The following is a 22,563-nucleotide window of genomic DNA, read 5'->3' as shown; positions in this document are numbered from 1 at the left end:
GGCGGGGGGGGGGCGGGCCCTCCCCCCCCCCGCGGGGGGGCCGGGGTGGCGGGGTGGTGGGGGGGGGGGGGGGCCCCCCCGGCGGGGGGGGGGGGGGCCCCCCCCCCCCCCCCCGCACACTCACGCCATCGCCCGCGAAGCGAGCGATCCTGGTTCTTGGCGCCACCTCGTTCCATCAATTCAAAAACGGTATCAATCGATACTCCCTTGAACTTGGACACTTTCCCGCGTGCGCCTCTAGGAGTCGTGGTGAGGAAACATTTCGAGTTCTAAGGAGGCGCCTGATGAGCGCAGTCGTGTCCGCAACCGACGTGAGGAGGTCTCGCGTCAGGCTGTTCATCGTGACCATGCTGTTCCTGGTCACGACCGTCAATTACGCCGACCGCGCCACGCTCTCGATCGCGGGCCCCGCGCTCGCCAAGGAACTTCATCTCGATCCCGTCGCCATGGGCTGGATCTTCTCGGCGTTCGGCTGGTCCTATGTCGCCGCGCAGGTGCCGGGCGGCTGGCTGCTCGACCGCTACGGCTCGCGTCTCGTCTATGCCTTCAGCATCATCGTCTGGTCGCTGTTCACGATGATGCAGGGCTGGGTCGGCTTCTTCGGCGCCGGCGCTGCGATCGTTGTGCTGTTCGCGCTTCGCCTCCTGGTCGGCGTCGCGGAAGCGCCGTCCTTCCCCGCTAATGCCCGCATCGTCGCCGCCTGGTTTCCCGGCAATGAGCGCGGCACCGCATCGGCCTTCTTCAATTCGGGGCAGTATTTCGCCACAGTGATCTTCGCGCCGCTAATGGGCTGGATCGCCCATGATTACGGCTGGCGCTACGTGTTCTTCGTGATGGGCGGCCTCGGCGTCATCATGGGCCTCGCCTGGATCAAGACCGTCTACGGACCGAAGGAGCATCCTTCGATCAACGAGGCCGAGTTCGACTACATCAAGGAAGGCGGCGCGCTGGTCGATCTCGACGCGCCCAAGGACGATGTGAAGAGAGAGCGTGCGCCGGATTCCGGCCCGAAATGGGACCATATCCGCCAGCTGCTCTCCAACCGTATGATGCTCGGCGTCTATCTCGGCCAGTACTGCATCAACACGCTGACCTATTTCTTCCTGACCTGGTTCCCGGTGTACCTGGTCAAAGAGCGCGGCCTGTCGATCCTGCAAGCCGGCTTCGTCGCGACGCTGCCCGCGCTGTGCGGCTTCATCGGCGGCGTACTCGGCGGCGTCATCTCCGACGCCATCCTGCGCAAGACCGGATCGCTGACCATGGCGCGCAAGATCCCGATCGTCGGCGGCATGCTGCTGTCGATGTCAATCATCGCCTGCAACTATGTCGACGGCCAGGCGCTGGTGGTCGGCTTCATGGCGCTCGCTTTCTTCGGCAAGGGCATCGGCGCGCTCGGCTGGGCGGTCGTCTCCGACACCTCCCCCAAGGAGGCCGGCGGCGTCTCCGGCGGCCTGTTCAACTCCTTCGGCAATCTCTCCTCGATCACCACGCCCATCGTGATCGGCTACATCGTGGCCGCGACCGGCTCCTTCAACGGTGCCTTGGTGTTCGTCGGCATCAACGCGCTGGTGGCCGCGGTCGCCTATCTCGTGGTGGTCGGCAAGATCGAGCGGGTGGTGCTCAAACGTTCCTCCTGAGCGCTCCGAGTGATCGGAGCGGGACAGGCAACTCAACGGCGGCTCACAAGGCCGCCGTCTTTGTTTTGGGGATGATCGATGCTAGAAGTGCCGGGGAAACGCCTTATTCATCTAAGGCATGTATCGATGTTCGACCTCAACCAGCTCCGCTGTTTCGTCACGGTGGCCGAAGAACTGCACTTCGGCCGTGCCGCGGCGCGGCTGAACATGACTCAGCCGCCGCTATCGCGGCAGATCCAGGTGCTGGAGCACATCATCGACGCGCCGCTGCTGGAGCGCACCAGCCGTTCGGTGCGCCTGACGCCGGCCGGGCGCAGCTTTCTGCCCGAGGCCCGCCGCATCCTGAAGCTCGCGGAAAGCGCCTCGCAGGTCGCCCGCCGCATCGCGCTCGGCAAAATCGGCTCGCTGAAGATCGGCTTTACGGCCGCGGCCGCCTACGGCTTCCTGCCCGAGTTGGTCGCGGCCTGCCGCGCCAAGCTGCCGGAGGTCGATTTTTCGCTGAAGGAGATGGTCTCAGGCGACCAGTTCGAGGCGCTGACCTCGGGCCAGATCGATGCCGGCCTGCTGCGCCCCCCGATCGCGCGACCCGAGCTTGCCAGCCGCCGCGTCGTCGCCGAGCCGCTGCTCGCCGCGATCCCGAAGAAGCATCCGCTGGCGAATGCCGACAGCATCACCATCAAGGACTTCGACGGCCAGCCCTTCGTGATGTATTCGCCCTATGAGAGCCGCTACTTCCACGATCTCCTGGTCGCGCTGTTCACCCGCGCCGACATCCTGCCACGCTATGTCCAGCATCTGAGCCAGATCCACTCGATCCTCGCGATGGTGCGCGCCGGCCTTGGCCTCGCCATCGTGCCGGCCGCGGCCGCCGGCCTGAAAATCTCCGACGTTCGGCTGCGGCCGCTGAAGCTGCGCAACCGCGTTGCGGTCGAGCTCTTCATGGTCTGGCGCCGCGACGACGAGAATCCGCTGCTGTCCGCGCTGGTCAAGATCGCCAGCGAATTGTCCTCGGCCGAGGTGGTGGAAGATTGATGCTCAATCCGCATCGGTCGATATAGGCTTTGGCTTGGACGCGCATCGAACGGTCTCCTAAACAGCGGCGCATGGACGCGCGGCCTTGTTGCGGCCGCCACAACACGAGAAACAGGGAGCAGCGCCCATGAGCAAGATGACCCCGCAGGAAATGGCCGAGAAGATCGGATCCGGCCTCCTGTCCTTCCCCGTCACGCCGTTCAAGGCTGACTATTCCTTCGACGAGACCACCTATCGCGCCAACATGGACTGGCTGTGCGGCTATGATGTCGCAGGTCTATTCGCCGCCGGCGGCACCGGAGAGTTCTTCTCGCTGACCCCGACCGAAGTCCCTGAGGTGGTCAGGGTCGCCGTCGAGGAGACCAAGGGCCGCGTGCCCGTGCTCGCCGGCACCGGCTATGGCACCGCAATCGCCCGCGAGATCGCGATCGGCGCCGAGAAGGCCGGCGCTGACGGCCTGTTGCTGCTGCCGCCCTACCTCACCCATTCCGAGCAGGAAGGCCTTGCCGCCCACGTCGAGGCCGTCTGCGCCGCCGTGAAGATCGGCGTCATCGTCTATAACCGCGACAACGCCATCCTCCAGCCCGACACGGTCGCCCGCCTCGCTGAGCGCTGCCCGAACCTCGTCGGCTACAAGGACGGCATTGGCGATATCGAGCTGATGACCCGCGTCTACACCAAGCTCGGCGACCGCCTGACCTATGTCGGCGGCCTGCCGACCGCCGAGACGTTTGCGCTGCCCTATCTCGACATGGGCGTGACGACCTACTCGTCGGCCGTGTTCAACTTCGTTCCGGAGTTCGCCACCAACTTCTACGCCGCGGTGCGCAAGCGCGACCATGCGACGATCCACGCCGGCCTGAAGGATTTCATCCTGCCGCTGATCGCGATCCGCAACCGCAAGAAGGGCTATGCGGTGTCGATCATCAAGGCCGGCATGAAGGTCATCGGCCGCGATTCCGGCCCGGTCCGTCCGCCGCTGACCGATCTCTCCGAGCAGGAGATTGCGGAACTGACCGCGCTGGTCAAAAATCTGCCCGCCATTCGATCGTCACAACAGGCTGCAGAATAACAAACGACAGGGAGGAGCGTGCGATGGCCCAGACTGATATCTCCTGCGCGCCAGTCGCCGGCGCACCGGTCGTCACAACGATGCAGGTGATCCCGGTCGCGGGCCGCGACAGCATGCTCCTCAACCTGAGCGGCGCGCATGCGCCGTTCTTCACCCGCAACATCGTCATCCTCACCGACAATGCCGGCCACACCGGCGTCGGCGAGGTGCCGGGCGGGCAAAAGATCTGGCAGACGCTCCAGGACGCCCGCGATCTCGTGATCGGCAAGACCGTCGGCGCGCTGAACAACATCCTCGCGGACGTCCGCACGGCCTTCGCCGACCGCGATGCCGGTGGCCGCGGCAAGCAGACATTTGACCTTCGCGTGATGATCCACGCGGTTACCGCGATCGAATCGGCCCTGCTCGACCTGCTCGGCCAGCACCTCAATCTTCCCGTCGCGGCGCTGCTCGGCGAAGGTCAGCAGCGGAAGAGCGTCGAGACGCTCGGCTATCTCTTCTTCGTCGGCGACATCAGCAAATCCAGGCTCGATTACGTCAAGGGCGAAACCGGCAAACCCGACTGGTTCAACCTCCGCCATCAGGAGGCGATGACGCCGGAGACGGTGGTGCGCCTGGCGGAAGCAACCCAGGACCATTACGGCTTCGCCGACTTCAAGCTCAAGGGAGGCGTGCTCCGCGGCGAGCAGGAGATCGAGGCCGTCACGGCCATCGCAAAGCGCTTTCCCAACGCCCGCGTCACGCTCGATCCGAACGGCGCCTGGTCGCTCGACGAGGCCATCAGCCTCTGCAAGAACATGCACGGCATCCTCGCCTATGCCGAGGATCCCTGCGGCGCCGAGGCCGGCTTCTCCGGCCGCGAGATCATGGCCGAGTTCCGCCGCGCCACGGGCCTGCCGACCGCAACCAACATGATCGCCACCGACTGGCGCCAGCTCAGCCACGCACTGCGCCTGGGTGCAGTGGACATTCCGCTGGCCGATCCCCATTTCTGGACCATGCAAGGCTCCGTGCGCGTCGCCCAGACTTGCCGTGACAACGGCCTGACCTGGGGCTCGCACTCGAACAACCATTTTGACATTTCGCTCGCCATGTTCACCCATGTCGGCGCCGCGGCCCCCGGCAAGGTCACCGCGATCGACACCCACTGGATCTGGCAGGACGGCCAGGCGCTGACGAAAGAGCCGCTCCAAATCAAGGGCGGCAGGATCGCGGTCCCGGATCGTCCGGGCCTCGGCATCGAGATCGACCGTGCGGCCGTCGAGGCCGCGCATGAGCTCTACAAGCAGCATGGACTCGGAGCCCGCGATGACGCTACTGCCATGCAGGACCTGATCCCCGGCTGGACCTTTGACGACAAGCGTCCCTGCCTCGTGCGTTAAGAACTTCCCTGGAGGAAAAAGATGACAGCGATCCTGAAAAACTTCATCGGCGGCGAATGGGTCGACGGCTCCGGCGTCACTAAGAACATCAACCCCTCCAACACCAACGATCTGGTCGGCGAATACGCCAAGGCCGACAAGGCGCAGACCGAGAAGGCAATCGCGGCCGCGAAAGCCGCCTTCCCCGCATGGGCCCAGTCGACGCCGCAGGTGCGCTATGACGCGCTGAACAAGATTTCTCTCGAAATCCTCGCCCGCAAGGAAGAGCTCGGCCGCCTGCTTGCCCGCGAGGAAGGCAAGACGCTCCCCGAGGGCATCGGCGAGGTCGCGCGCGCCGGCCAGATCTTCGCGTTCTTCGCAGGTGAAGCGCTTCGCCTGATCGGCGAGAAGGGCGCCTCTGTCCGCCCCGGTCTCGACGTCGAGCTCACCCGCGAGCCGGTGGGCGTCATCGGCATGATCACGCCCTGGAATTTCCCGATCGCGATCCCGGCCTGGAAGATCGCGCCCGCGCTCTGCTACGGCAACACGGTGGTGTTCAAGCCGGCCGAGCTGGTGCCGGGCTCCGGGCATGCATTGTCCGAGATCATCGCCCGCTCCGGCATCCCGGCAGGCGTCTTCAACCTCGTGGTCGGCTCCGGCTCGGTGGTCGGCCAGACCTTGCTCGACCATCCGGATGTCGCCGCGATCTCCTTCACCGGCTCGGTGCAGACCGGCCGCAAGATCGCGCAGGCCTGCGTGCTGTCGAACCCGATGAAGAAGTTCCAGCTCGAGATGGGCGGCAAGAATCCGCTGGTCGTGCTCGACGACGCGGACCTCAAGACCGCCGTCGAGGTCGCCGTCAACGGGGCCTATTTCTCGACCGGCCAGCGCTGCACGGCGTCTTCCCGCCTGATCGTCACCGAAGGCATCCATGACCGCTTCGTCGCGGCGATGGCCGAGCGCCTGAAGGGCCTGTCGGTGGACGACGCACTCAAGGCCGGCGTCCATATCGGCCCCGTGGTCGATCAGAGCCAGCTCGACCAGGACCTGCGCTACATCAAGATCGGCCAGGAAGAGGGCGCGAAACTCGCCTGGGGCGGCGAACTGCTCACGCGCGAGACGCCCGGCCACTACCTCCAGCCAGCGCTGTTCACGGAAGCCAACAACAACATGCGCATCGCGCGTGAGGAGATTTTTGGCCCGGTCGCGACCGTCATCCGCGCCAAGAACTACGAGGAAGCGCTGGCGATCTCCAATGACACCGAATTCGGCCTCGCCTCCGGCATCTGCACCACCAGCCTGAAATACGCCTCGCACTACAAGCGCAACAGCGAGTCCGGCATGGTGATGGTCAACTTGCCGACCGCCGGCGTCGATTATCACGTGCCGTTCGGCGGCCGGAAGGGCTCGAGCTACGGCGCCCGCGAGCAGGGCTCCTATGCGCGCGAGTTCTACACCACGGTGAAGACCGCCTATACCTATCCGGGTTGATAGGTTGATATCGTAGACATCGTAGGGTGGGTTAGCGCAGCGTAACCCACCTCTTCTGCTTCCGCAGACAGAGACATTGGTGGGTTACGCTGCGCTAACCCACCCTACAAATCCCCGGAGTCCGCATGGACCAGGACGTCGCAGCGAAAGAACAGCCCCGCTACATCAAGCTCAACGCGCGCGACAATGTCGCGATCGTGGTGAATGATTTCGGGCTTCCCGCCGGCTCCCGTTTTGCCTGCGGATTGACGCTGCGCGCCTTCGTGCCGCAAGGGCACAAGACGGCACTGGTCGACATCGCGCAAGACCAGCCGATCATCCGCTATGGCGAGGTGATCGGCTACGCGCTCTCGCCGATCCTGGCCGGCGAGTGGGTCGACGAGGCGCGCATCCGCATGCCGGAGGCCCCAGCGCTGGACAAGCTCGAAATCTCCACCGCCGTGCCTGCGCCGCTGCCGCCGCTCGAAGGTTTTACATTCGAAGGCTTTCGCAATTCCGACGGCTCGGTCGGCACCAAGAACATCCTCGGCATCTCTTCCTCCGTGCAATGCGTCAAGGGCACGATGGAATATGCGGTGAAGCGCATCCGCACCGAGCTGCTGCCGAAGTATCCGAACGTCGATGACGTCGTGCCATTGACGCACGCCTATGGCTGCGGCGTCGCCATCAATGCCCCCGACGCGGTCGTGCCGATCCGCACGCTACAAAATCTCGCGCTCAATCCGAATTTCGGCGGCGAGATCCTGGTCATCAGCCTCGGCTGCGAGAAGCTTGCGCCCGAGCGGCTGGTGCCCGAAGGCATCAGCGACGCCATCGTGCGCATGCAGGACGAAGCCTTTGACGGCTTCGGCGCGATCGTCGACGCGATCATGACCCAGGCGGAGGCCCGCCTGAAAATCCTCAACAAGCGCACCCGCAAGACCTGCCCGGCTGCCGATCTGGTGATCGGCCTGCAATGCGGCGGCAGCGATGCCTTCTCCGGCGTCACCGCGAACCCCGCCCTTGGCTTCGCCGCCGACCTTCTGGTGCGCGCCGGCGCCACCGTGATGTTCTCCGAAGTCACCGAGGTGCGCGACGCCATCCAGCTCCTCACCCGCCGCGCCATCAACGAGGACGTCGGCCGCGCGCTGGTGCGCGAGATGGCCTGGTACGACTCTTATCTGGCGCGCGGCGGTGCCGATCGCAGCGCCAACACCACGCCCGGCAACAAGAAGGGCGGTCTCGCCAACATCGTCGAGAAATCTCTCGGCTCGATCGTCAAGTCCGGCTCGAGCGCCATCACCGGCGTGTTGTCGCCCGGCCAGAAGGCGACGCAGAAGGGCATGCTGTTTGCGGCGACGCCGGCTTCCGACTTCATCTGCGGCACGCTCCAGCTTGCCTCCGGCATGACCTTGCAGGTGTTCACCACCGGCCGCGGCACGCCCTACGGCCTCGCGGCTGCGCCCGTGATCAAGGTCGCGACCCGCAGCGAGCTGGCGCGGCGCTGGAAGGACCTGATCGATTTCGACGCGGGCGGGATCGCCACTGGCGAGAAGACCATCGAGGAAACCGGCTGGGACCTGTTCAACCTGATCCTCGATGTTGCGAGCGGCCGCACCAAGCCGTGGTCGGATCGCTGGGGCATCCACAACGACCTCACGCTGTTTAATCCGGCACCAGTGACCTGAGCGCCGGCCGGCGGCGACCGCAAGACGAAGAGCAAGACAAGAGGCCGCCGCGCGGATGCAGTGGTGCGAGAGTCCAAGCTGGCATGAGGCACGATCGGCGTCGCGTTGCGCCTCATTCTTTCATTCCGGGTTCGACGCGACGCGTCGCCCGCAATGCCGCGCACCTCTCACGTCATGCTGCCCGGCATGAAGCACCGCACGCGCGGGTGGCCGTCGATATAGTGCTTCCACACCATGGTACGGCCGATCTTGTTCGGCTCGGTGATCACCGCGCCATCGGGCACAACGATCCATTCGTCGTCGAGAAGCACGCGGTAGTGTCCCTTATCGGACTCCCAGTCGACATCGGCGACGATATAGCCGTCGGCATCCGAGCAGCACTGGCCGTATTCGCTGCGCAGACTCTCGAACCAGGGTTTCAGCGGTGAGTTGGCGTAGCGTCCATCGTCGCGCGCGAGCGCCGATGTCGCCAGCAGCGTCATTAGCCCCAGCAACATCGCCGCACACAATCTTGCAAGTCTCATATCGTCTTCCTGCGGATCAAATCGGCGCCGCAAGGGACAGACAAGGCCGCCCGCCCACCCGCGCAACGGCGGCAGGCGTGGAAATGTGGCGACCCGTTCCCCCAGCAGCTTTGCGACAGCTATGCAAATCCGGCGCCAGCGCACATTCCGGGGAACTACTGGCGCGATAGGCGGCCTCGGCCGGCCTGCACCCCGTGCAAGTGTGACGTCTCTGCGGCTTGCCGCAGCTCGTTCGGAGGCTTTCCTTGTTGTGTCAGGACGTGTACCAAGCTGGCGCGGACGCGACCGCATCGTTTAACCAACTGTTTCGAATGCAAAAATTGGGTGTTGGCGTGACAGGCATTGGACCGTCAGCGCTATGAGTTCGAAAGAGCTGCTTCCCGGTCAACAGGACCCGGCCGATTTGCCCGCAAACCAGGTGCAATTTGCGCTGGTGATTTCGCGCATGCTCGAGACGGTGAAAGACGACGCCGAAGCCCGGCGGCAGATGGTCTACGATCTCGCCCGCTACAAGCTCCAGGAACAGTTCACCTACGCCGACGCGAAAAACGTCGACAAGATGAAGCAGGCCCTCGAGGTCGCGATCAATGAGGTCGAGAAGTTTTCGCGCGAACGGGCACCGCTGGAGCGCTTGCCGTCGCAACACCTCACATCATCTGGGGTGACCGAAGCAGGGACTCTTCTGGTGTCCGGCGATGCGACCGTTTTGCCTTCGGCGATCGGGACGTCCCGCAGCAAGCGGCCTGCGGTCTCGGGCCCGCTTCTACCAGTGATCAAGCGTACAGTGGCAATCCTTGTTGTCGTTGGCGCAGTCATCGTGACCGTCTCGCATCGAGACAGGATCGCCGCACTGCGCCGGCTGATGTCGTCGCAGACGCCGGAGATCGCGCAGGTCACGCCCAGGCCGGAGACGACGATCGCGGTCGCCAAGCCGGAAATGGTCCCCTCCGCCCCGCCTCCACCAGTGCGCGTGCTCCCGAGCGATTACGGCATCTATGCCTTGATCGACGACAAGTCGCTGGCTGAGTTGAACGCGACCGGCGTAATGGCGCCGGACATGCGCATTGCGATTTCACCGGAGTTCAAGAAGCCTGATCGGCCGCATCTGCCGAACGGCCACGTCAAGTTCATCGTGTTCCGCCGGGACGTTGCAAATGTGATCCCCGAGCGGGTCGAGGTCCGTGTTGTCGCGAAGGTCAAAGAGTTTTCGACCGACGCTGCAGGCAAGACGACAAGTGGCGGAGACGACGTCGGCGTGATCCGCAACTTCTCCTATCCGTTCCGGATCTCGCCGATTCCGGGGAAAGCCGAAATGTACGAGCTTCACGCCGGCGATGCAGAGCTAGAGCTTCCGCCGGGACATTACGTCCTGAGCCTGGGACCGCAGGCCTATTATTTTCAGGTCGACGGCGAGATTACCGATCCCCGGCAGTGCCTCGAGCGGGTCGTTGCCGGCAACGGCACGTTCTATGCGCCTTGCAAGAAGGCGCGGACATATTGAGGTTGTTAGAGCGGGCGGCGTGAAAGCAGCCCTACTTCTTCGCTGCCGGCGCCATCATCATCGCGCCACCTTTTTTGGTCGCAGGTGCGGGCGCCGGCTTGGCCGCGGCGGCCTGTGCGGGGAGATATTTGGCGACGATGGCGGGATCGACTTCCGCGATATTTGCATCCGGCAAACGCTGCCAGGTCTCGTCCTTGCCGAACAGGGAAATGCCGAGGAAGCCGCGCATGGTCAGGGTCTGCCCATCCGGGCTCACCGTCATCTTGGCCTTCCAGATGTTGCCGTCGCGCGGATTGACCACGTTGCCGCCGTCATACTTCAAGCCGTCGCGCTTCATGTCGCGGATGAAGGAGAGTCCCAGCACCGGCGCGTTCTTGCGATCGTCGGTGCACTTCGCGCAGACCTCGTTCGGATCGTCGCCGGGACGCGGAAAGGTCTTTGCGATCACGCCTTCGAAGATGCCGTTGTGGTCGATGAAGAGAAACCATCCCACGGTCCTGCCGTCTTCGACCTTCTGCCAGAGGCCCGCCGCAGTTGGCTGCTGCGCTTGCGCCGCAGCCGGACTCACCGCATTGAGCGACAGCGCGAGCGCGAGCAACGGGAGCAGCCGAAAGCCGGTAAAGAGATTCCGCATCATGATCACCTTGCTGAGCCGCCACTGCAATGGCCGCAGACTACGGCGATTTCGCGAACGATTCCAGCACCAGAAACATGGGGCATCGCCCGTCCGCTTCCGTCGCGATCAGTTGACACCGAGTTTCTTTTGCAGGCTGGAGGACGATGTCGTGTACTGGAACACGAGCCGCTTCTCCGGGTAGACGTAGCGGTGGGCTTTTTGCGACATCAGTGCGCCCTCGTGGAAGCCGCACAGGATCAGCTTGATCTTGCCAGGATAGGTATTGATGTCGCCGATGGCGAAGATGCCCGATACGTTGGTCTCGAACGCTGAGGTCTCGACCGGAACCAGATTGTTCTCCAGCGCGATGCCCCAGTTCGCGACCGGACCGAGCTTCATGGTCAGCCCGAAGAACGGCAGCATGGTGTCGCAGGCAATATCGCTGACATTGTTGTCGTTGCCCTTGACGGTGGCGCCGGTCAGTTGGCCATCGGCGCCTGAGAGCGCGGTGACCTGGCCGAGCCGCAGATCCATCCTGCCGCCGGCCACCAGCGCGCGCATCTGCTCGACGCTGTGGGGCGCGGCGCGAAAATCGTCGCGCCGGTGCAGCAGCGTGATGCGCTTGGCCAGCGGATGCAGATTGAGCGTCCAGTCGAGCGCGGAATCGCCGCCGCCGACGATCAGCACGTTCTTGTCGCGGAAATTTTCCATCTTGCGCACGGCGTAGTGCACCGAGGTGCCTTCATAGGCTTCGATCCCCGGCACCGGCGGACGCTTGGGCTGGAACGAGCCGCCGCCGGCCGCAATCACCACCACCTTGCACTCGAACACCTTGCCGGTATCGGTGGTGCAGCGAAACAGGGGATCGCCGATCTTCTCCACGGTCTCGATCATCTCACCGAGATGGAAGGTCGGGTGGAACGGCTTGATCTGCTCCATCAGCGCGTCGGTGAGGCCCTGCCCCGACACATGCGGAATGCCGGGAATGTCGTAGATCGGCTTTTCCGGATAGAGCTCGGCGCACTGGCCGCCGACCTTGTCGAGGATGTCGACGAAATGCGCCTTCATGTCGAGAAGGCCAAGCTCGAAGGCGGCGAACAGACCGCAAGGGCCAGCGCCAATAATCAGCACATCGGTTTTGATCACGTCGCTCATGTCGTCTCTTTATCGGTCGTTATCGGTTGGACGGCGCCCTGCGGGCAGAGGTGACCCTGCCTGTCTAGCCAACGGGGATGGATCAGGGAAGGCATAAAAGCGGGAGCGCCCCGCAGCCGCGCCCACTTGCCGGGTCAAAATAACTGGGCTGTAACGAGATTGGATATGACGGAGATCAATCGGTGAACGCACCAAGCCGCCTCGATACGACGCCGCGTCTGGAAGACTTCCCTTTTCGCCTCAGCGACAATGTCCGCTTCGGCGATCTCGATCCGAACCAGCACGTCAACAATGCGGTCTACGCCACGTATTTCGAGACCGGCCGTGTCACGCTGATGAAGCTCCCGGAATACGGGCTGACACCGCCAGGGCTCGCCTGGATCATGGTGCGGCTCGACATCCATTTCCGGGCCGAGCTGCATTGGCCGAACACGATCGAGCTCGGCCTTGGCGTCGTGAAACTGGGACGGACGTCCGTGACCTTCGAGCAGGTCGTGTTCTCGCAGGGAAAATGCATCGCCTCGGCGACGTCAGTCGGCGTCTTGCTCGACGAGGCGACGCGGCGGCCGGCGCCGCTGACCACGGAGATCGTCGAGAGGTTCAGACCCTGGCACAAGCGCGGCATCGAGGTCGCGCGGCCGAGCATATCGTAAGAAAGATCAGGCCTGACGTTCCGGCGTCGACACCACGAGCCCGTCGAGTTCGTCGGAGACCTTGATCTGGCAGGACAGGCGCGAGTTCGGGCGCACGTCGAAGCCGAAGTCGAGCATGTCTTCTTCCATCGGCGTCGGGCTGCCGACCTTCTCGCGCCAGGCTTCGTCGACATAGACATGGCAGGTCGCGCAGGCGCAGGCGCCGCCGCACTCGGCTTCGATGCCGGGGACGCTGTTGCGGATGGCGGCTTCCATCACGGTCGCGCCGTTCTCGACATCCACCGTACGGGTTTCGCCCTTGTGGTCGACAAAGTGAATTTTGGCCATGAGTGCTCGTGCTGCCGCGATCTAGGGAGAAAGGAGGGTCCGGGCTGTCCTATAACGGGTCGGTCAGGGCAGCGCTAGTGCGCAGTCCACCCGCATTCGTGGGAGCGCCGCCTAATGCTTCAGGATCGCCGCAATGGCCGCGCGAGCCTCGGCAACCGCCTCTTTCAGCACGGCGAACGCGCGGGGCTGGTTGTGGCCGATCCGGGCCGCGGTTTCCAGGCTGGCAGCGGCATCCGCAACCGCAAAGGCGCCGATCCCCCGCGCCGAGCCTTTAAGCTTATGCGCGAGCGCACCGGTCTCGGCCGGCAGCGCCGTCATCGCCGCGATCAGCCGAACCGCCTGCTCCGCGAACATCGCAAGCACTTCCTGTTCCAGCTCGGCATCGCCGAGCGTCATCCGCGAGAGGTGGTCGAGGTCGAGGGGGTTATCGATGGGCGCAAGCGGGGGCGAGGGCATCCAGTCCATCCGTTGCAGTTCAGGCATCATGGCGCAGGCCCCGGCATCGCGCGACGGTCCGCCGGTCCGGCGGTTTGCCCCACCGAAGCATGGAAATGGTTAACGAAGTGTTCGGACCGTTTTACGCAAATCCGCCCGTTTATTGACGAAAAGTTGCCGCAATCGACCAAGTTCCGTGGAGAATTTCATTTAGGCCTAAGGTGTTACGGCGCGATCCTGTTAACGATGATTAAGATTGTCTTAACCGCAGGCATTTCATTCGCGACGCTCTGCCAATAGGATGTTTCGGAAATTGGCGGACAAGCCATCCGGGTGGGGATGGCTCGGAGATCCGCGCAAGCGGCATGATCCGGACTGTGGGCTTGCGCAGCGCGCAGGGCTCGCGGGGGGACGCGTACAAGTAACGAGGGCTCGACTGCACATGGCCAACACTCCCAAGAAGGTCAAAGATCCCACAGAAGTTGCGCTTTCTGCGATCCAGGAAGCCCTCAACATCAGCGACACGGCTGCCGACACCAGCCGCAACGCATCGATGCGCAACGAAACGGCGCCGCCGGCACCTTCCGTGTTCGACGAGCCGACATTCGAGCCGCGCCCTGCTGCCAACGAGCGCGACGTGTTCGATCCGATCGAGGAACCGCGGACCTCGCGCCGCGCCGCCAATGACGACCGCGAGACCATCGGCCAGCTGCTCCAGTCGCTGCAGACGGGCCGCCCGGCCCGCAACATCTACACCGGCGCGACCATCTTCACCGTCGTCTGGCTTGCGGCCTGCGCCGCGCTGACGGTCGGCTTCCTGCCCTCGATCCAGGCCGCCATGGGCCAGAGCGGCGGCGTGCTGGCGATCGCCGGCCTCGTCACGATGTTCTTCGCGCCGATCATGCTGTTCTACTTCCTCGCAAGCCTGGTCTGGCGCGGCCAGCAGATGAGCCAGGTCGCGCAGGCGATGGCGCAGGTCGCGATCCGCTTCTCCGAGCCGGAAGGCTCTGCGTCCGATTCCATGGTCACCGTCGGCCAGGCCATCCGCCGCGAGGTCGCGGCGATGGGCGACGGCATCGAGCGCGCGATCGCGCGCGCCGGTGAGCTCGAGACGCTGGTCGCCAACGAGGTCGCCGCGCTTGAGCGCGCCTATTCCGACAACGAAGTCCGCATCCGCGCCCTGCTCCAGGACATCGCGCATCAGCGCGACAACCTGGTCGGCCAGGCCGAGCAGGTCCGCAGCGCCATTTCCGGCGTGCAGATCGACCTCCGCCACGACATCGCGCTGATCTCGGACGCGATCGCCTCGCGCGTCGACGAGGTCGCGAAATCCATCACCGGCGCGCTGGAAGAGCGCGGCGCCCACATCACCGGCGCGCTGAGCCACGCCGGCGACAACATGATCCTGGCGCTCGGCGAGCGCGGCGGCGACCTGCTCGACCGCCTCGAGGAGGCCAGCGCCGAGACGACGCGCGCGGTGCTCGACGCCAGCGAGCGGCTGACCACCAGCCTCAACTTCAAGACCGGCCACGTCCACGACGAGTTCGTCGACCTCGCCGACCGCGTCCACGAGATGCTGAACGAGCGCATTGACCGCATCACCGGCGAGTTCGAGCAGCGTTCCGCCGCGATCGTCGACGGCATCTCCGAGCGCACCGAGCAGGTGCATGACAGCCTGAAGAACTCGTCGGACTCGCTGCTGCTCGAGCTCGAGCTGCGCTCCAACGACCTCTCCGCCAAGATCGACGACGCCGGCAACCGCCTCGCCGGCCAGATCATGACCTCCGGGGACAAGGCGAGCGAAGCGCTCGACGCCACGGTCAACACCCTCGTCGCCAAGGTCGTCAGCCAGACCGAGACCGCGCACGACTCGCTGTCGCTGCAGATGAGCGCGTTCGACGAGCTGGTGAAGAACCAGGGTTCCGAGCTGGTCGAGAAGTTCGCCCGCGATTCCGGCACGCTGGGTGCCCTGATCACGCGCCACATCTCCGAGTTCGACCGCACCGTGAAAACGTTCGGCGGCGAGATCGTCGAACGCATGGGCCAGCGCACCCACGACATCCATGAGTCGCTGAAGACCTATGTCGACAATTTCGACACCCGCTTCACCTCGAACGGCGGCGCGATCACGGCCGTGCTGGATCAGCGCCTGGTGCAGTTCGAGACCACGATCGGCGAACGCGTCACCAACCTCGACGCCTCGCTGAACGGCAAGATCACGAGCCTCGACGGCACCATCGAAGGCCACATCAGGACCTTCGACGAACAGCTCGTTGGCCGAGTCGCCGCTCTCGAAGAGTCGTTCGACACCCGCGCCAAGTCCGTCACCGAGACCATCGACGTGCGCCTCAACACGCTGTCCACGACGCTGACCGACGGTGCGACGCAGGCGATCCAGTCGATCGATACGCGGCTGACGCACCTCACGACCACGTTCAACAGCGGCGCATCGCAGGCGCTGGAGTCCGTCGACAGCCGCCTCACCTATCTGACGACCGCCCTGACCAACGGCGCCTCGCAGGCCGTGCAGTCGATCGACACCCGCCTCACCCTGCTGACCTCGACGCTCACGGACGGCACGGCGCAGGCGATCGAGGCGGTCGACCGCCGCATCACCAGCGTCGCCGAGCTGATCGACGGTCGCAGCATGCACCTGACCGACACGGTCACGGCGCGCTTCCAGGACATCCACCAGGCGATCGAGACCAAGGTCGGTTCGGTTGCGAGCGACATCGACGTGCGCGTCGCGCAGTTCGAAGACCTGCTCGGCTCGCGTGTCGAGGCCGTTGCCGGCCGCATCGAGAGCAGCGGCCGCCAGGCCAGCGAGGACATGATGTCCCGCGCCGAGATGATCTCGACCGCGATCCGCTCGCATGTCGAGGACGCCGAGCGCTCGCTCACCAACCTCGTCGTCAACACCAGCGAGACGATCCAGACCGGTGCGCGCACCGCGCAGCAGTCGCTGATGACGGTCTCCTCCGACGTCAACGCCCAGCTCAAGATGACCTCCGCCGAGGTCGAGCGTGCGCTGACCGCGGTCGGCACCGGTGCTGCAAACTCGATCCTGACCAGCGCCCGCGAGGCGCAGTCGTCCCTGGTCGCGGCCTCGGGCGATGCCTCCAACCAGATCAAGGGGCTCGCCGCCGACGTTGAACGCACGCTGTCCGCGGCCGGCTCGGCCACCGCGGCCTCGATCCTGGCCGGCGCCCGCGAGGTGCAGACCACGCTCGTCACCGCCTCTTCGGACGCGGCCAACCACGTCAAGACGCTCACCGCCGACGTGCAGCGCTCGCTGTCGCTCGCCGGCACCAGCACGGCGGAATCGATCACCGCTGGCGCCCGCGATGCGCAGGGCACGCTGATCGCGGCCTCGACCGAGACCGCCAACCAGATCAAGGCGCTGTCCTCCGACGTGCAGCGCTCGCTCTCGATGGCGGGCACCTCGACGGCCGAGACCATCATGACCGGTGCACGCGAAGCCCAGAGCACGCTGGTCAACGCGTCCTCGGATGCGGCGAGCCAGGTCAAGTCGCTCGCGGCCGAGGTGCACCGCTCGCTCTCGCAGGTCGGCCAGAGCACTGCCGAGACGATCACGGCCAGCGCCCGCGACGCCCAGAGCACCCTTCTTGCTGTCTCAGCAGAACAAACCGGCCAGGTCCGTTCGCTCGCAGCCGAGATGCAGCGCGCGCTGGCGACTGCCGGCGGCGCCACCATCGAGGCGCTGACGAGCGGCGTGCGCGAGGCCCAGGGCACGCTGATCACTGCGTCGACCGATGCGGCGAGCCAGATCAAGTCGCTGACGACCGACATCGAGCGCACGCTGACCGCAGTCGGCGCCGACACTGCCTCGACCATCCTCAACAGCGCACGCGAGGCCCAGACCTCGCTGACCTCGACCTCGGCAGATGCCGCAAGCCAGATCCGCACGATCTCGACCGAGATCGAGCGCGCGCTGAGCACGGCCACGGCGAACGCGACCAACGACATCCAGACCAGCGCGCTCAACGCCCAGAATGCGCTGATCAACGCCTCCAACGAAGCAAGCTCGCGGGTCAAGTCGAGCTCGGCCGACGTCGAGCGCTCGGTGCTCTCCGCCTCGAGCAGTTTCGGCCAGGCCATGACCGGCAAGACCGACGAGATCGTCACCTATGTGCAGCAGCAGGCTGACCGCCTCTCGAACATGATCGACGCCAAGCGCGGCTCGCTCGTGGATGCGATCGGCTCGAAGACCAGCCAGCTCACGCTCGACATCGACCGCGTCACCTCCGACGCGCTGAAGTCGATCGAGACGCGCGGCACGGCGTTCTCGCAGACCATGATGGGCAACGGCAACGAAGTCGCCCGCACCATCAACGCGGCGAGCGAGGTCGCGACCAGCGCGGTCGGCCGGTCGCTCAAGGACCTCGAACAGGCCTCGCGTGCGGCGATCGACCAGTCGCGCCAGGTCTCGATTGCGGCCGTCACCGAGATGCAGGAGACCAGCAAGATCCTGCGCACCGACACGGTCGCCCTGTTCGAGCGTCTGCGCGAAGGCAACATCCTCCTGCAGGAGGTGCTGACCGGTGCGCACGACAACCTCAACTCGCTCGAGCGGGCGCTGGTGACGCGCGTCGCCGACTTCGTCTCGGCGATGAACGACGTCACCTCGCGCAACGGCGCTGCGACGCAGAACCTGGAAGACCAGCTCAACGTCTTCAACACCAAGACCACGCGGGCGCTCCAGGATCTCGGCGAGCTGTCGACGCAGTTCGACGCGCACGGCAAGGCACTCGTCGATGCCGCCCAGGTCGTCGAGCAGAGCAACAAGAACACCACCGCCTCGCTCGCCGAGCGCAAGCAGGCGCTGGAATCGCTCGTCACCACCATCGACCTGCGTACCACCGATCTCGACCAGCGGCTGTCGCGCTTCACCGGGCTGCTCGATGAGTCGCTCGCTGCGGCCGAAGAGCGTGCCCGCGACATCGCCCGCGTGGTCGCGGAGACCGCCGGCGCAGGTTCGGCCGCGATCACCCGCCAGTTCGAGGCGGTGCGGTCGGCCTCCGAAGAGGAGCATCGCCAGACCATCGATGCCATGCACGACATCTACCGCCAGACCACCGACGAGGCGGATGCGATGTTCAAGCAGTCGGCCGAGAAGTTCGGCAACCTCGTCTCCAGCATGAAGCAGATGGCGTTCGAGATGCACAACGAGCTCGAAGCCACCCGCAACGAGCTGCGCCGCGGCGTGCTCGAGATGCCGCAGGAGGCCGCCGAGAGCACTGCGCAGATGCGCAAGGTGATCGTCGACCAGATCGAGGCGCTCGCCGAGCTCAACCGCATCGTGGCCCAGCACGGCCGCGGCCTCGACGTCACCACGACGGGCCGCGCTTCTGTCGCCGTCCAGCGTCAGGAAGAGCCGGTGATGGCAAGTGCGGGCGGACGGGGTAACGAGACCCGCACGCGCGACACAGGCAGCGCTTCCACGCTGCCGCCGCCGGACCTGGGCATGCCCGCCTCCTCGCGGCGCACCGAGGCGCCGCCGGTCGCACCGGGCGGCAACGACCCCGGCCGCGACGGCTGGTTGTCGGATCTGTTGAACCGCACGGACGCCAACCAGGCTGCTCCAACCGGTCGTGAGGCCCCGCGTGGCCGCCAGGCTGCACCCGCTCCGCAGCCGCAGGCCCCGCAGAATGGCGGCAATCCGCTGGAATCGCTGTCGCTCGACATCGGCCGGCTGATGGACCGCAACCTCGCCACCGAGATGTGGGACCGCTACCAGCGCGGCGAGAACAAGGCCTTCACCAAGCGCCTGTACACGCCCGCCGGCCAGAAGGCTTTTGACGAGGTCGCCCGCAAGTATCGCGCCGACCGCAACTTCAAGGCGACGGTCGACCGCTACATCAGCGAGTTCGAACGTCTGCTCGACGAAGTCGCCCGCGACGGCCGCGGCCCGCAGGAGCTGCGCAGCCACCTCACCTCGGAGACGGGCCTGGTGTATACGCTGCTTGCTCACGCGGCGGGCCGGCTGGGGTAAAACAAAGCTCGCGAGTGGCGAATAGCGAATGAAAAAACGGAGCCCTGTCGGGCTCCGTTTTGTTTTGGCCGTTATTGCGCCAGCAGTTCACTGACCGTTGGGAAATTACGACGCCCCCACAAGCTCCGTCATTGCGAGGAGCCCTTGCGACGAAGCAATCCAGGCTGCCTCCTCGGAGACAGTCTGGATTGAGCTTCGCTCGCAATGACGGAGGAGAGAGGCGCTACTGCCGCTTGCGCTCGCTGGCCGGCGCCGGCTTCGGCGCCTCGGCCGACGGCGCGGCAGCGGCCGGTGCGCTGTTGCTGGCGCCGAACAGCACGCGGGTCGGGTTGCGGTCGAAGTTGTTCACGGCGCGGCTGATGTCGCCGAGCGTACGGCGGCCGTCGGTCATCAGCGCACCCGAGCGCTTGTCGAAATCCTCGGCAAGCTCGCGGATCGATTTGACCGTCAGGAACAGCTCGCCACCGTCCTTGCCGCCGGCGAGCGTGTTGAGGCCGAGCATGAGGTTGTCGGCCTTGAGCATGACGCCGTCGACCTTGGCCATCACGCCGTCGATCTTCTCGGAATTGCGGGCGAGCGAGTTGGTGAAGGTCTCCAGATTCTTCAGCGAATTCTTCACCGATTCCTGATTGTCGGCGACGATCTTGTTGATGTTCTGCAGCGTGCCGCGGATCGCCTCGGTGACGTCCTGGAGCTTGTTGGGGTCGGCCGTCAGCGTCGGGATGCCGTCCTCGTCGAGCGGCGGCGGCGGAGCCGCCTCCTCGCCACCCTTGAGCGAGATCGCGGCCACACCCGTCAGGCCCTGGAATTCGAGGCCGACCAGGGTGTCCTTGCGGAGCGGCGTGTTGTTCTCGATCATGGCGAGTGCGACAACCCGCCGCGGGTTGTCGAGCTTCACCGAGACCACTTCGCCCACCCGGATACCATTGAAGTTCACGCTACCGCCGTTGCGCAGGCCCGCGGCCGGGCCCTCGAACACGACGCGGAAGGGGCTGCGCTGCTTGGTGGTGTGCAGCGACTGGAACCACAGCACGAAGCCGATCGCAGCCGCGAGCACCGCCAGCGTGAAGGATCCGATCAGTACGTAATTCGCCCGCGTTTCCATCAGCTGCTCCGGCTACTCAAGTCACGACCGCGCGGGCGCGCTTGCCATGGAAATACTGCCTCAGCCAGGGATGCTGCGAGGCCTGCATGTCGGCGATCGACCCTGCCGCAATGATCTTACCGTTCCCTAAAACGGCGATCCGGTCGCAAGCCGTGTAAAGGCTGTCGAGGTCGTGGGTTACCATGAAAACGGTCAGCCCCAAAGTACGCTGCAGCGTCCTGACCAGATCGTCGAAGTCGCCGGCGCCGATCGGATCGAGGCCGGAGGTCGGCTCGTCCAGGAAGACGAGGTCCGGATCGAGCGACAACGCGCGGGCCAGCGCGACGCGCTTGATCATGCCGCCCGACAGTTCCGAGGGGAAACGCTCGGCCACTTCCGGCTTGAGGCCGACCATGGCGAGCTTGGCCATGGTGATCTCGTCCATCAGCCGCTGCGAGACGCGTAAGTATTCGCGCATCGGAAACTGGATGTTCTGCCGCACCGTGAGCGAGGAGAACAGCGCGCCCTGCTGGAACAGCACGCCCCAGCGCCGCTCGACATTGCGGCGCTGCGAGGTGTTGGAGGAATCCAGATCGACGCCGAACACCTCGATGGAGCCCGCGACCTTCGGCACCAGGCCGATGATGGTCCGCGTCAGCACCGATTTGCCTGCGCCCGAGGGGCCGACAAATCCCAAAATCTCGCCGCGCCGGACGTCGAGGTTGAGACCGTCCAGCACGCGCGTCGCACCGAACTGCACGGTGATGTCGCGGACGCGGATGATGGGGTCCTGAATCGCGTTTTGAGTTTCCTGCGCCATCGTCACATTCCGATCGAGGCGAAGAAGATGGCGAACACGCCGTCCATCACGATGACGAAGAAGATGCCCTTCACCACCGACGCGGTCGTGTGCTGTCCGAGCGATTCCGCGCTGCCTTGTACCGCGAGGCCCTCGACGCAGGCGACGATGCCGATCACCGCGGCCATGACGGGCGCTTTCACGATGCCGACGATGAAATGATCGATCGAGATGGCGTCGCGCAGGCGCAGCAGAAACGCCTCGGGATCGACGCCGCCATAGAGCCAGGCGACGAGACCGCCGCCATAGAGCGCGGCCATGGCGCCGAGGAAGGCGAGGATCGGCAGCGCCAGCACCAGCGCCAGCATGCGCGGCAATACCAGGACCTCGATCGGGTCGAACCCCATGGTGCGCAGCGCGTCGATCTCCTCGCGCATCTTCATCGAGCCGAGCTCGGCGGTGTAGGCGCTGCCCGAGCGGCCCGCGACCATGATGGCGACCAGCAGCACGCCGATCTCGCGCAACACCAGGACGCCGAGCATGTCGACGACGAAGATGTCGGCGCCGAACCGGCGGAAATGAAAGATGCCCTGCTGGGCGATGATGCAGCCGATCAGGAAGGTGATCAGCACGATGATCGGCACCGCGCGCCAGCAGACCTGCTCCAGATGATGCACGGTCGAGGTCAGGCGGAGTGAGCGCGGATGGATCAGCACCCGCCCGCCCGCCGCGAGCACCGCGCCGAGCATGTCGATCAGGCTCGCAATGGTGCCGCCGATGCCCGCCACGGCGCGGCCGATCTGCTCCAGCATGCCGGTGATGGTGATCGAGGTGGTGTCGATCACGGGCGTCGCGCGGACCCGCCGCACCTCGTCGACGAGGCTCGAATAGTTCGCGGACAACCCCGCGATCTGAGCCTCGACGGTGCCTTGGGTCAGGGTGCGACGCAGCCGTTCGATCAGCCAGGCCCCGAACGTGTCGAGCTTGGCGACCTCGGAGACGTCGATGAAGATGCTTTGGGGGCCGCCGGCGAGCTTCTCGGCGTCGGCCACCATCCGTTCCAGGACCGGCGCGAAGCTCGCGGTCCAGGTTCCGGTGGCGCAGAGGGCCAGCGCGTTGCCTTTGGCAATCCGCTCCAGCTTCGGATCGCCGCTCAAGGTGTCCGCTCCCGTGCCGGGGCGGAGAAAATCAAATCA

17 protein-coding genes are annotated in these 22,563 nt (G+C 65.3%); 9 read left to right on the top strand and 8 right to left on the bottom strand.

What is annotated here, in order from left to right:
• Window positions 1–284 precede the first annotated feature (284 nt).
• The 6 genes from ABIC09_RS30390 to garD all read left to right on the top strand — a co-directional run bounded on the left by ABIC09_RS30390 (window position 285) and on the right by garD (window position 8,260).
• On the top strand, window positions 285–1,637 hold the full coding sequence (locus ABIC09_RS30390; protein WP_354035104.1) for an MFS transporter: 1,353 nt from the start codon (window positions 285–287) through the stop codon (window positions 1,635–1,637).
• Between the two features lie 126 nt (window positions 1,638–1,763).
• Window positions 1,764–2,669, top strand: coding sequence for a LysR family transcriptional regulator (locus tag ABIC09_RS30385; protein WP_354111566.1), 906 nt, complete (start codon window positions 1,764–1,766; stop codon window positions 2,667–2,669).
• A gap of 127 nt (window positions 2,670–2,796) precedes the next feature.
• Window positions 2,797–3,741, top strand: a complete 945-nt coding sequence (gene kdgD, locus ABIC09_RS30380; RefSeq protein ID WP_148751315.1) for a 5-dehydro-4-deoxyglucarate dehydratase — start codon at window positions 2,797–2,799, stop codon at window positions 3,739–3,741.
• 23 nt (window positions 3,742–3,764) lie between these two features.
• A complete protein-coding gene (gene gudD, locus ABIC09_RS30375; protein WP_354111565.1) occupies window positions 3,765–5,123 on the top strand; it encodes a glucarate dehydratase in 1,359 nt (452 codons plus the stop codon).
• A gap of 21 nt (window positions 5,124–5,144) precedes the next feature.
• A complete protein-coding gene (locus tag ABIC09_RS30370) occupies window positions 5,145–6,593 on the top strand; it encodes an aldehyde dehydrogenase family protein (protein WP_148751313.1) in 1,449 nt (482 codons plus the stop codon).
• 125 nt (window positions 6,594–6,718) lie between these two features.
• A complete protein-coding gene (gene garD, locus ABIC09_RS30365; protein WP_354111564.1) occupies window positions 6,719–8,260 on the top strand; it encodes a galactarate dehydratase in 1,542 nt (513 codons plus the stop codon).
• 167 nt (window positions 8,261–8,427) lie between these two features.
• Here garD and ABIC09_RS30360 read toward each other — a convergent pair whose 3' ends face one another.
• Entirely contained in the window at window positions 8,428–8,784 is a 357-nt protein-coding gene (locus tag ABIC09_RS30360; RefSeq protein WP_354111563.1) for a hypothetical protein, read from the bottom strand.
• Window positions 8,785–9,142: 358 nt separating this feature from the next.
• On the opposite strand from ABIC09_RS30360, the gene ABIC09_RS30355 reads away from it, so the two are divergent.
• A complete protein-coding gene (locus tag ABIC09_RS30355) occupies window positions 9,143–10,285 on the top strand; it encodes a hypothetical protein (protein ID WP_354111562.1) in 1,143 nt (380 codons plus the stop codon).
• A gap of 31 nt (window positions 10,286–10,316) precedes the next feature.
• Here ABIC09_RS30355 and ABIC09_RS30350 read toward each other — a convergent pair whose 3' ends face one another.
• On the bottom strand, window positions 10,317–10,919 hold the full coding sequence (locus ABIC09_RS30350; protein WP_354111568.1) for a DUF2147 domain-containing protein: 603 nt from the start codon (window positions 10,917–10,919) through the stop codon (window positions 10,317–10,319).
• Between the two features lie 108 nt (window positions 10,920–11,027).
• Window positions 11,028–12,056, bottom strand: a complete 1,029-nt coding sequence (locus ABIC09_RS30345; RefSeq protein ID WP_148751309.1) for an NAD(P)/FAD-dependent oxidoreductase — start codon at window positions 12,054–12,056, stop codon at window positions 11,028–11,030.
• Window positions 12,057–12,238: 182 nt separating this feature from the next.
• On the opposite strand from ABIC09_RS30345, the gene ABIC09_RS30340 reads away from it, so the two are divergent.
• On the top strand, window positions 12,239–12,709 hold the full coding sequence (locus ABIC09_RS30340) for an acyl-CoA thioesterase (RefSeq protein ID WP_354035098.1): 471 nt from the start codon (window positions 12,239–12,241) through the stop codon (window positions 12,707–12,709).
• Between the two features lie 6 nt (window positions 12,710–12,715).
• Here the strand turns inward: ABIC09_RS30340 and ABIC09_RS30335 are convergent, their stop codons facing one another.
• Together ABIC09_RS30335 and ABIC09_RS30330 are read right to left on the bottom strand one after the other, a co-directional pair.
• Window positions 12,716–13,036: a 2Fe-2S iron-sulfur cluster-binding protein gene (locus ABIC09_RS30335; protein WP_148751307.1), complete on the bottom strand. Its 321-nt coding sequence runs from the start codon at window positions 13,034–13,036 to the stop codon at window positions 12,716–12,718.
• 111 nt (window positions 13,037–13,147) lie between these two features.
• Window positions 13,148–13,522, bottom strand: a complete 375-nt coding sequence (locus ABIC09_RS30330) for an Hpt domain-containing protein (RefSeq protein ID WP_354111561.1) — start codon at window positions 13,520–13,522, stop codon at window positions 13,148–13,150.
• A gap of 391 nt (window positions 13,523–13,913) precedes the next feature.
• On the opposite strand from ABIC09_RS30330, the gene ABIC09_RS30325 reads away from it, so the two are divergent.
• The gene (locus tag ABIC09_RS30325) at window positions 13,914–19,484 is read left to right on the top strand and encodes an apolipoprotein A-IV repeat region-like domain-containing protein (protein ID WP_354111560.1); all 5,571 of its coding nucleotides are present in this window, start codon (window positions 13,914–13,916) and stop codon (window positions 19,482–19,484) included.
• Window positions 19,485–19,707: 223 nt separating this feature from the next.
• Here the strand turns inward: ABIC09_RS30325 and ABIC09_RS30320 are convergent, their stop codons facing one another.
• Genes ABIC09_RS30320 through ABIC09_RS30310 form a run of 3 tightly spaced genes read right to left on the bottom strand, consistent with a single transcriptional unit; the run spans window position 19,708 to window position 22,524 of the window.
• Complete coding sequence (locus ABIC09_RS30320; RefSeq protein ID WP_354111559.1) at window positions 19,708–20,589, bottom strand: MlaD family protein; 882 nt, start codon at window positions 20,587–20,589, stop codon at window positions 19,708–19,710.
• Between the two features lie 16 nt (window positions 20,590–20,605).
• A complete protein-coding gene (locus ABIC09_RS30315) occupies window positions 20,606–21,388 on the bottom strand; it encodes an ABC transporter ATP-binding protein (protein ID WP_354035096.1) in 783 nt (260 codons plus the stop codon).
• 2 nt (window positions 21,389–21,390) lie between these two features.
• The gene (locus tag ABIC09_RS30310) at window positions 21,391–22,524 is read right to left on the bottom strand and encodes an MlaE family ABC transporter permease (protein WP_354083975.1); all 1,134 of its coding nucleotides are present in this window, start codon (window positions 22,522–22,524) and stop codon (window positions 21,391–21,393) included.
• Window positions 22,525–22,563: the final 39 nt, after the last annotated feature.

The sequence above is a fragment of the Bradyrhizobium sp. S3.12.5 genome (genome assembly GCF_040548225.1).
Lineage (GTDB): Bacteria > Pseudomonadota > Alphaproteobacteria > Rhizobiales > Xanthobacteraceae > Bradyrhizobium > Bradyrhizobium cytisi.
This window is presented reverse-complemented; position numbering and strand designations above follow the sequence as displayed.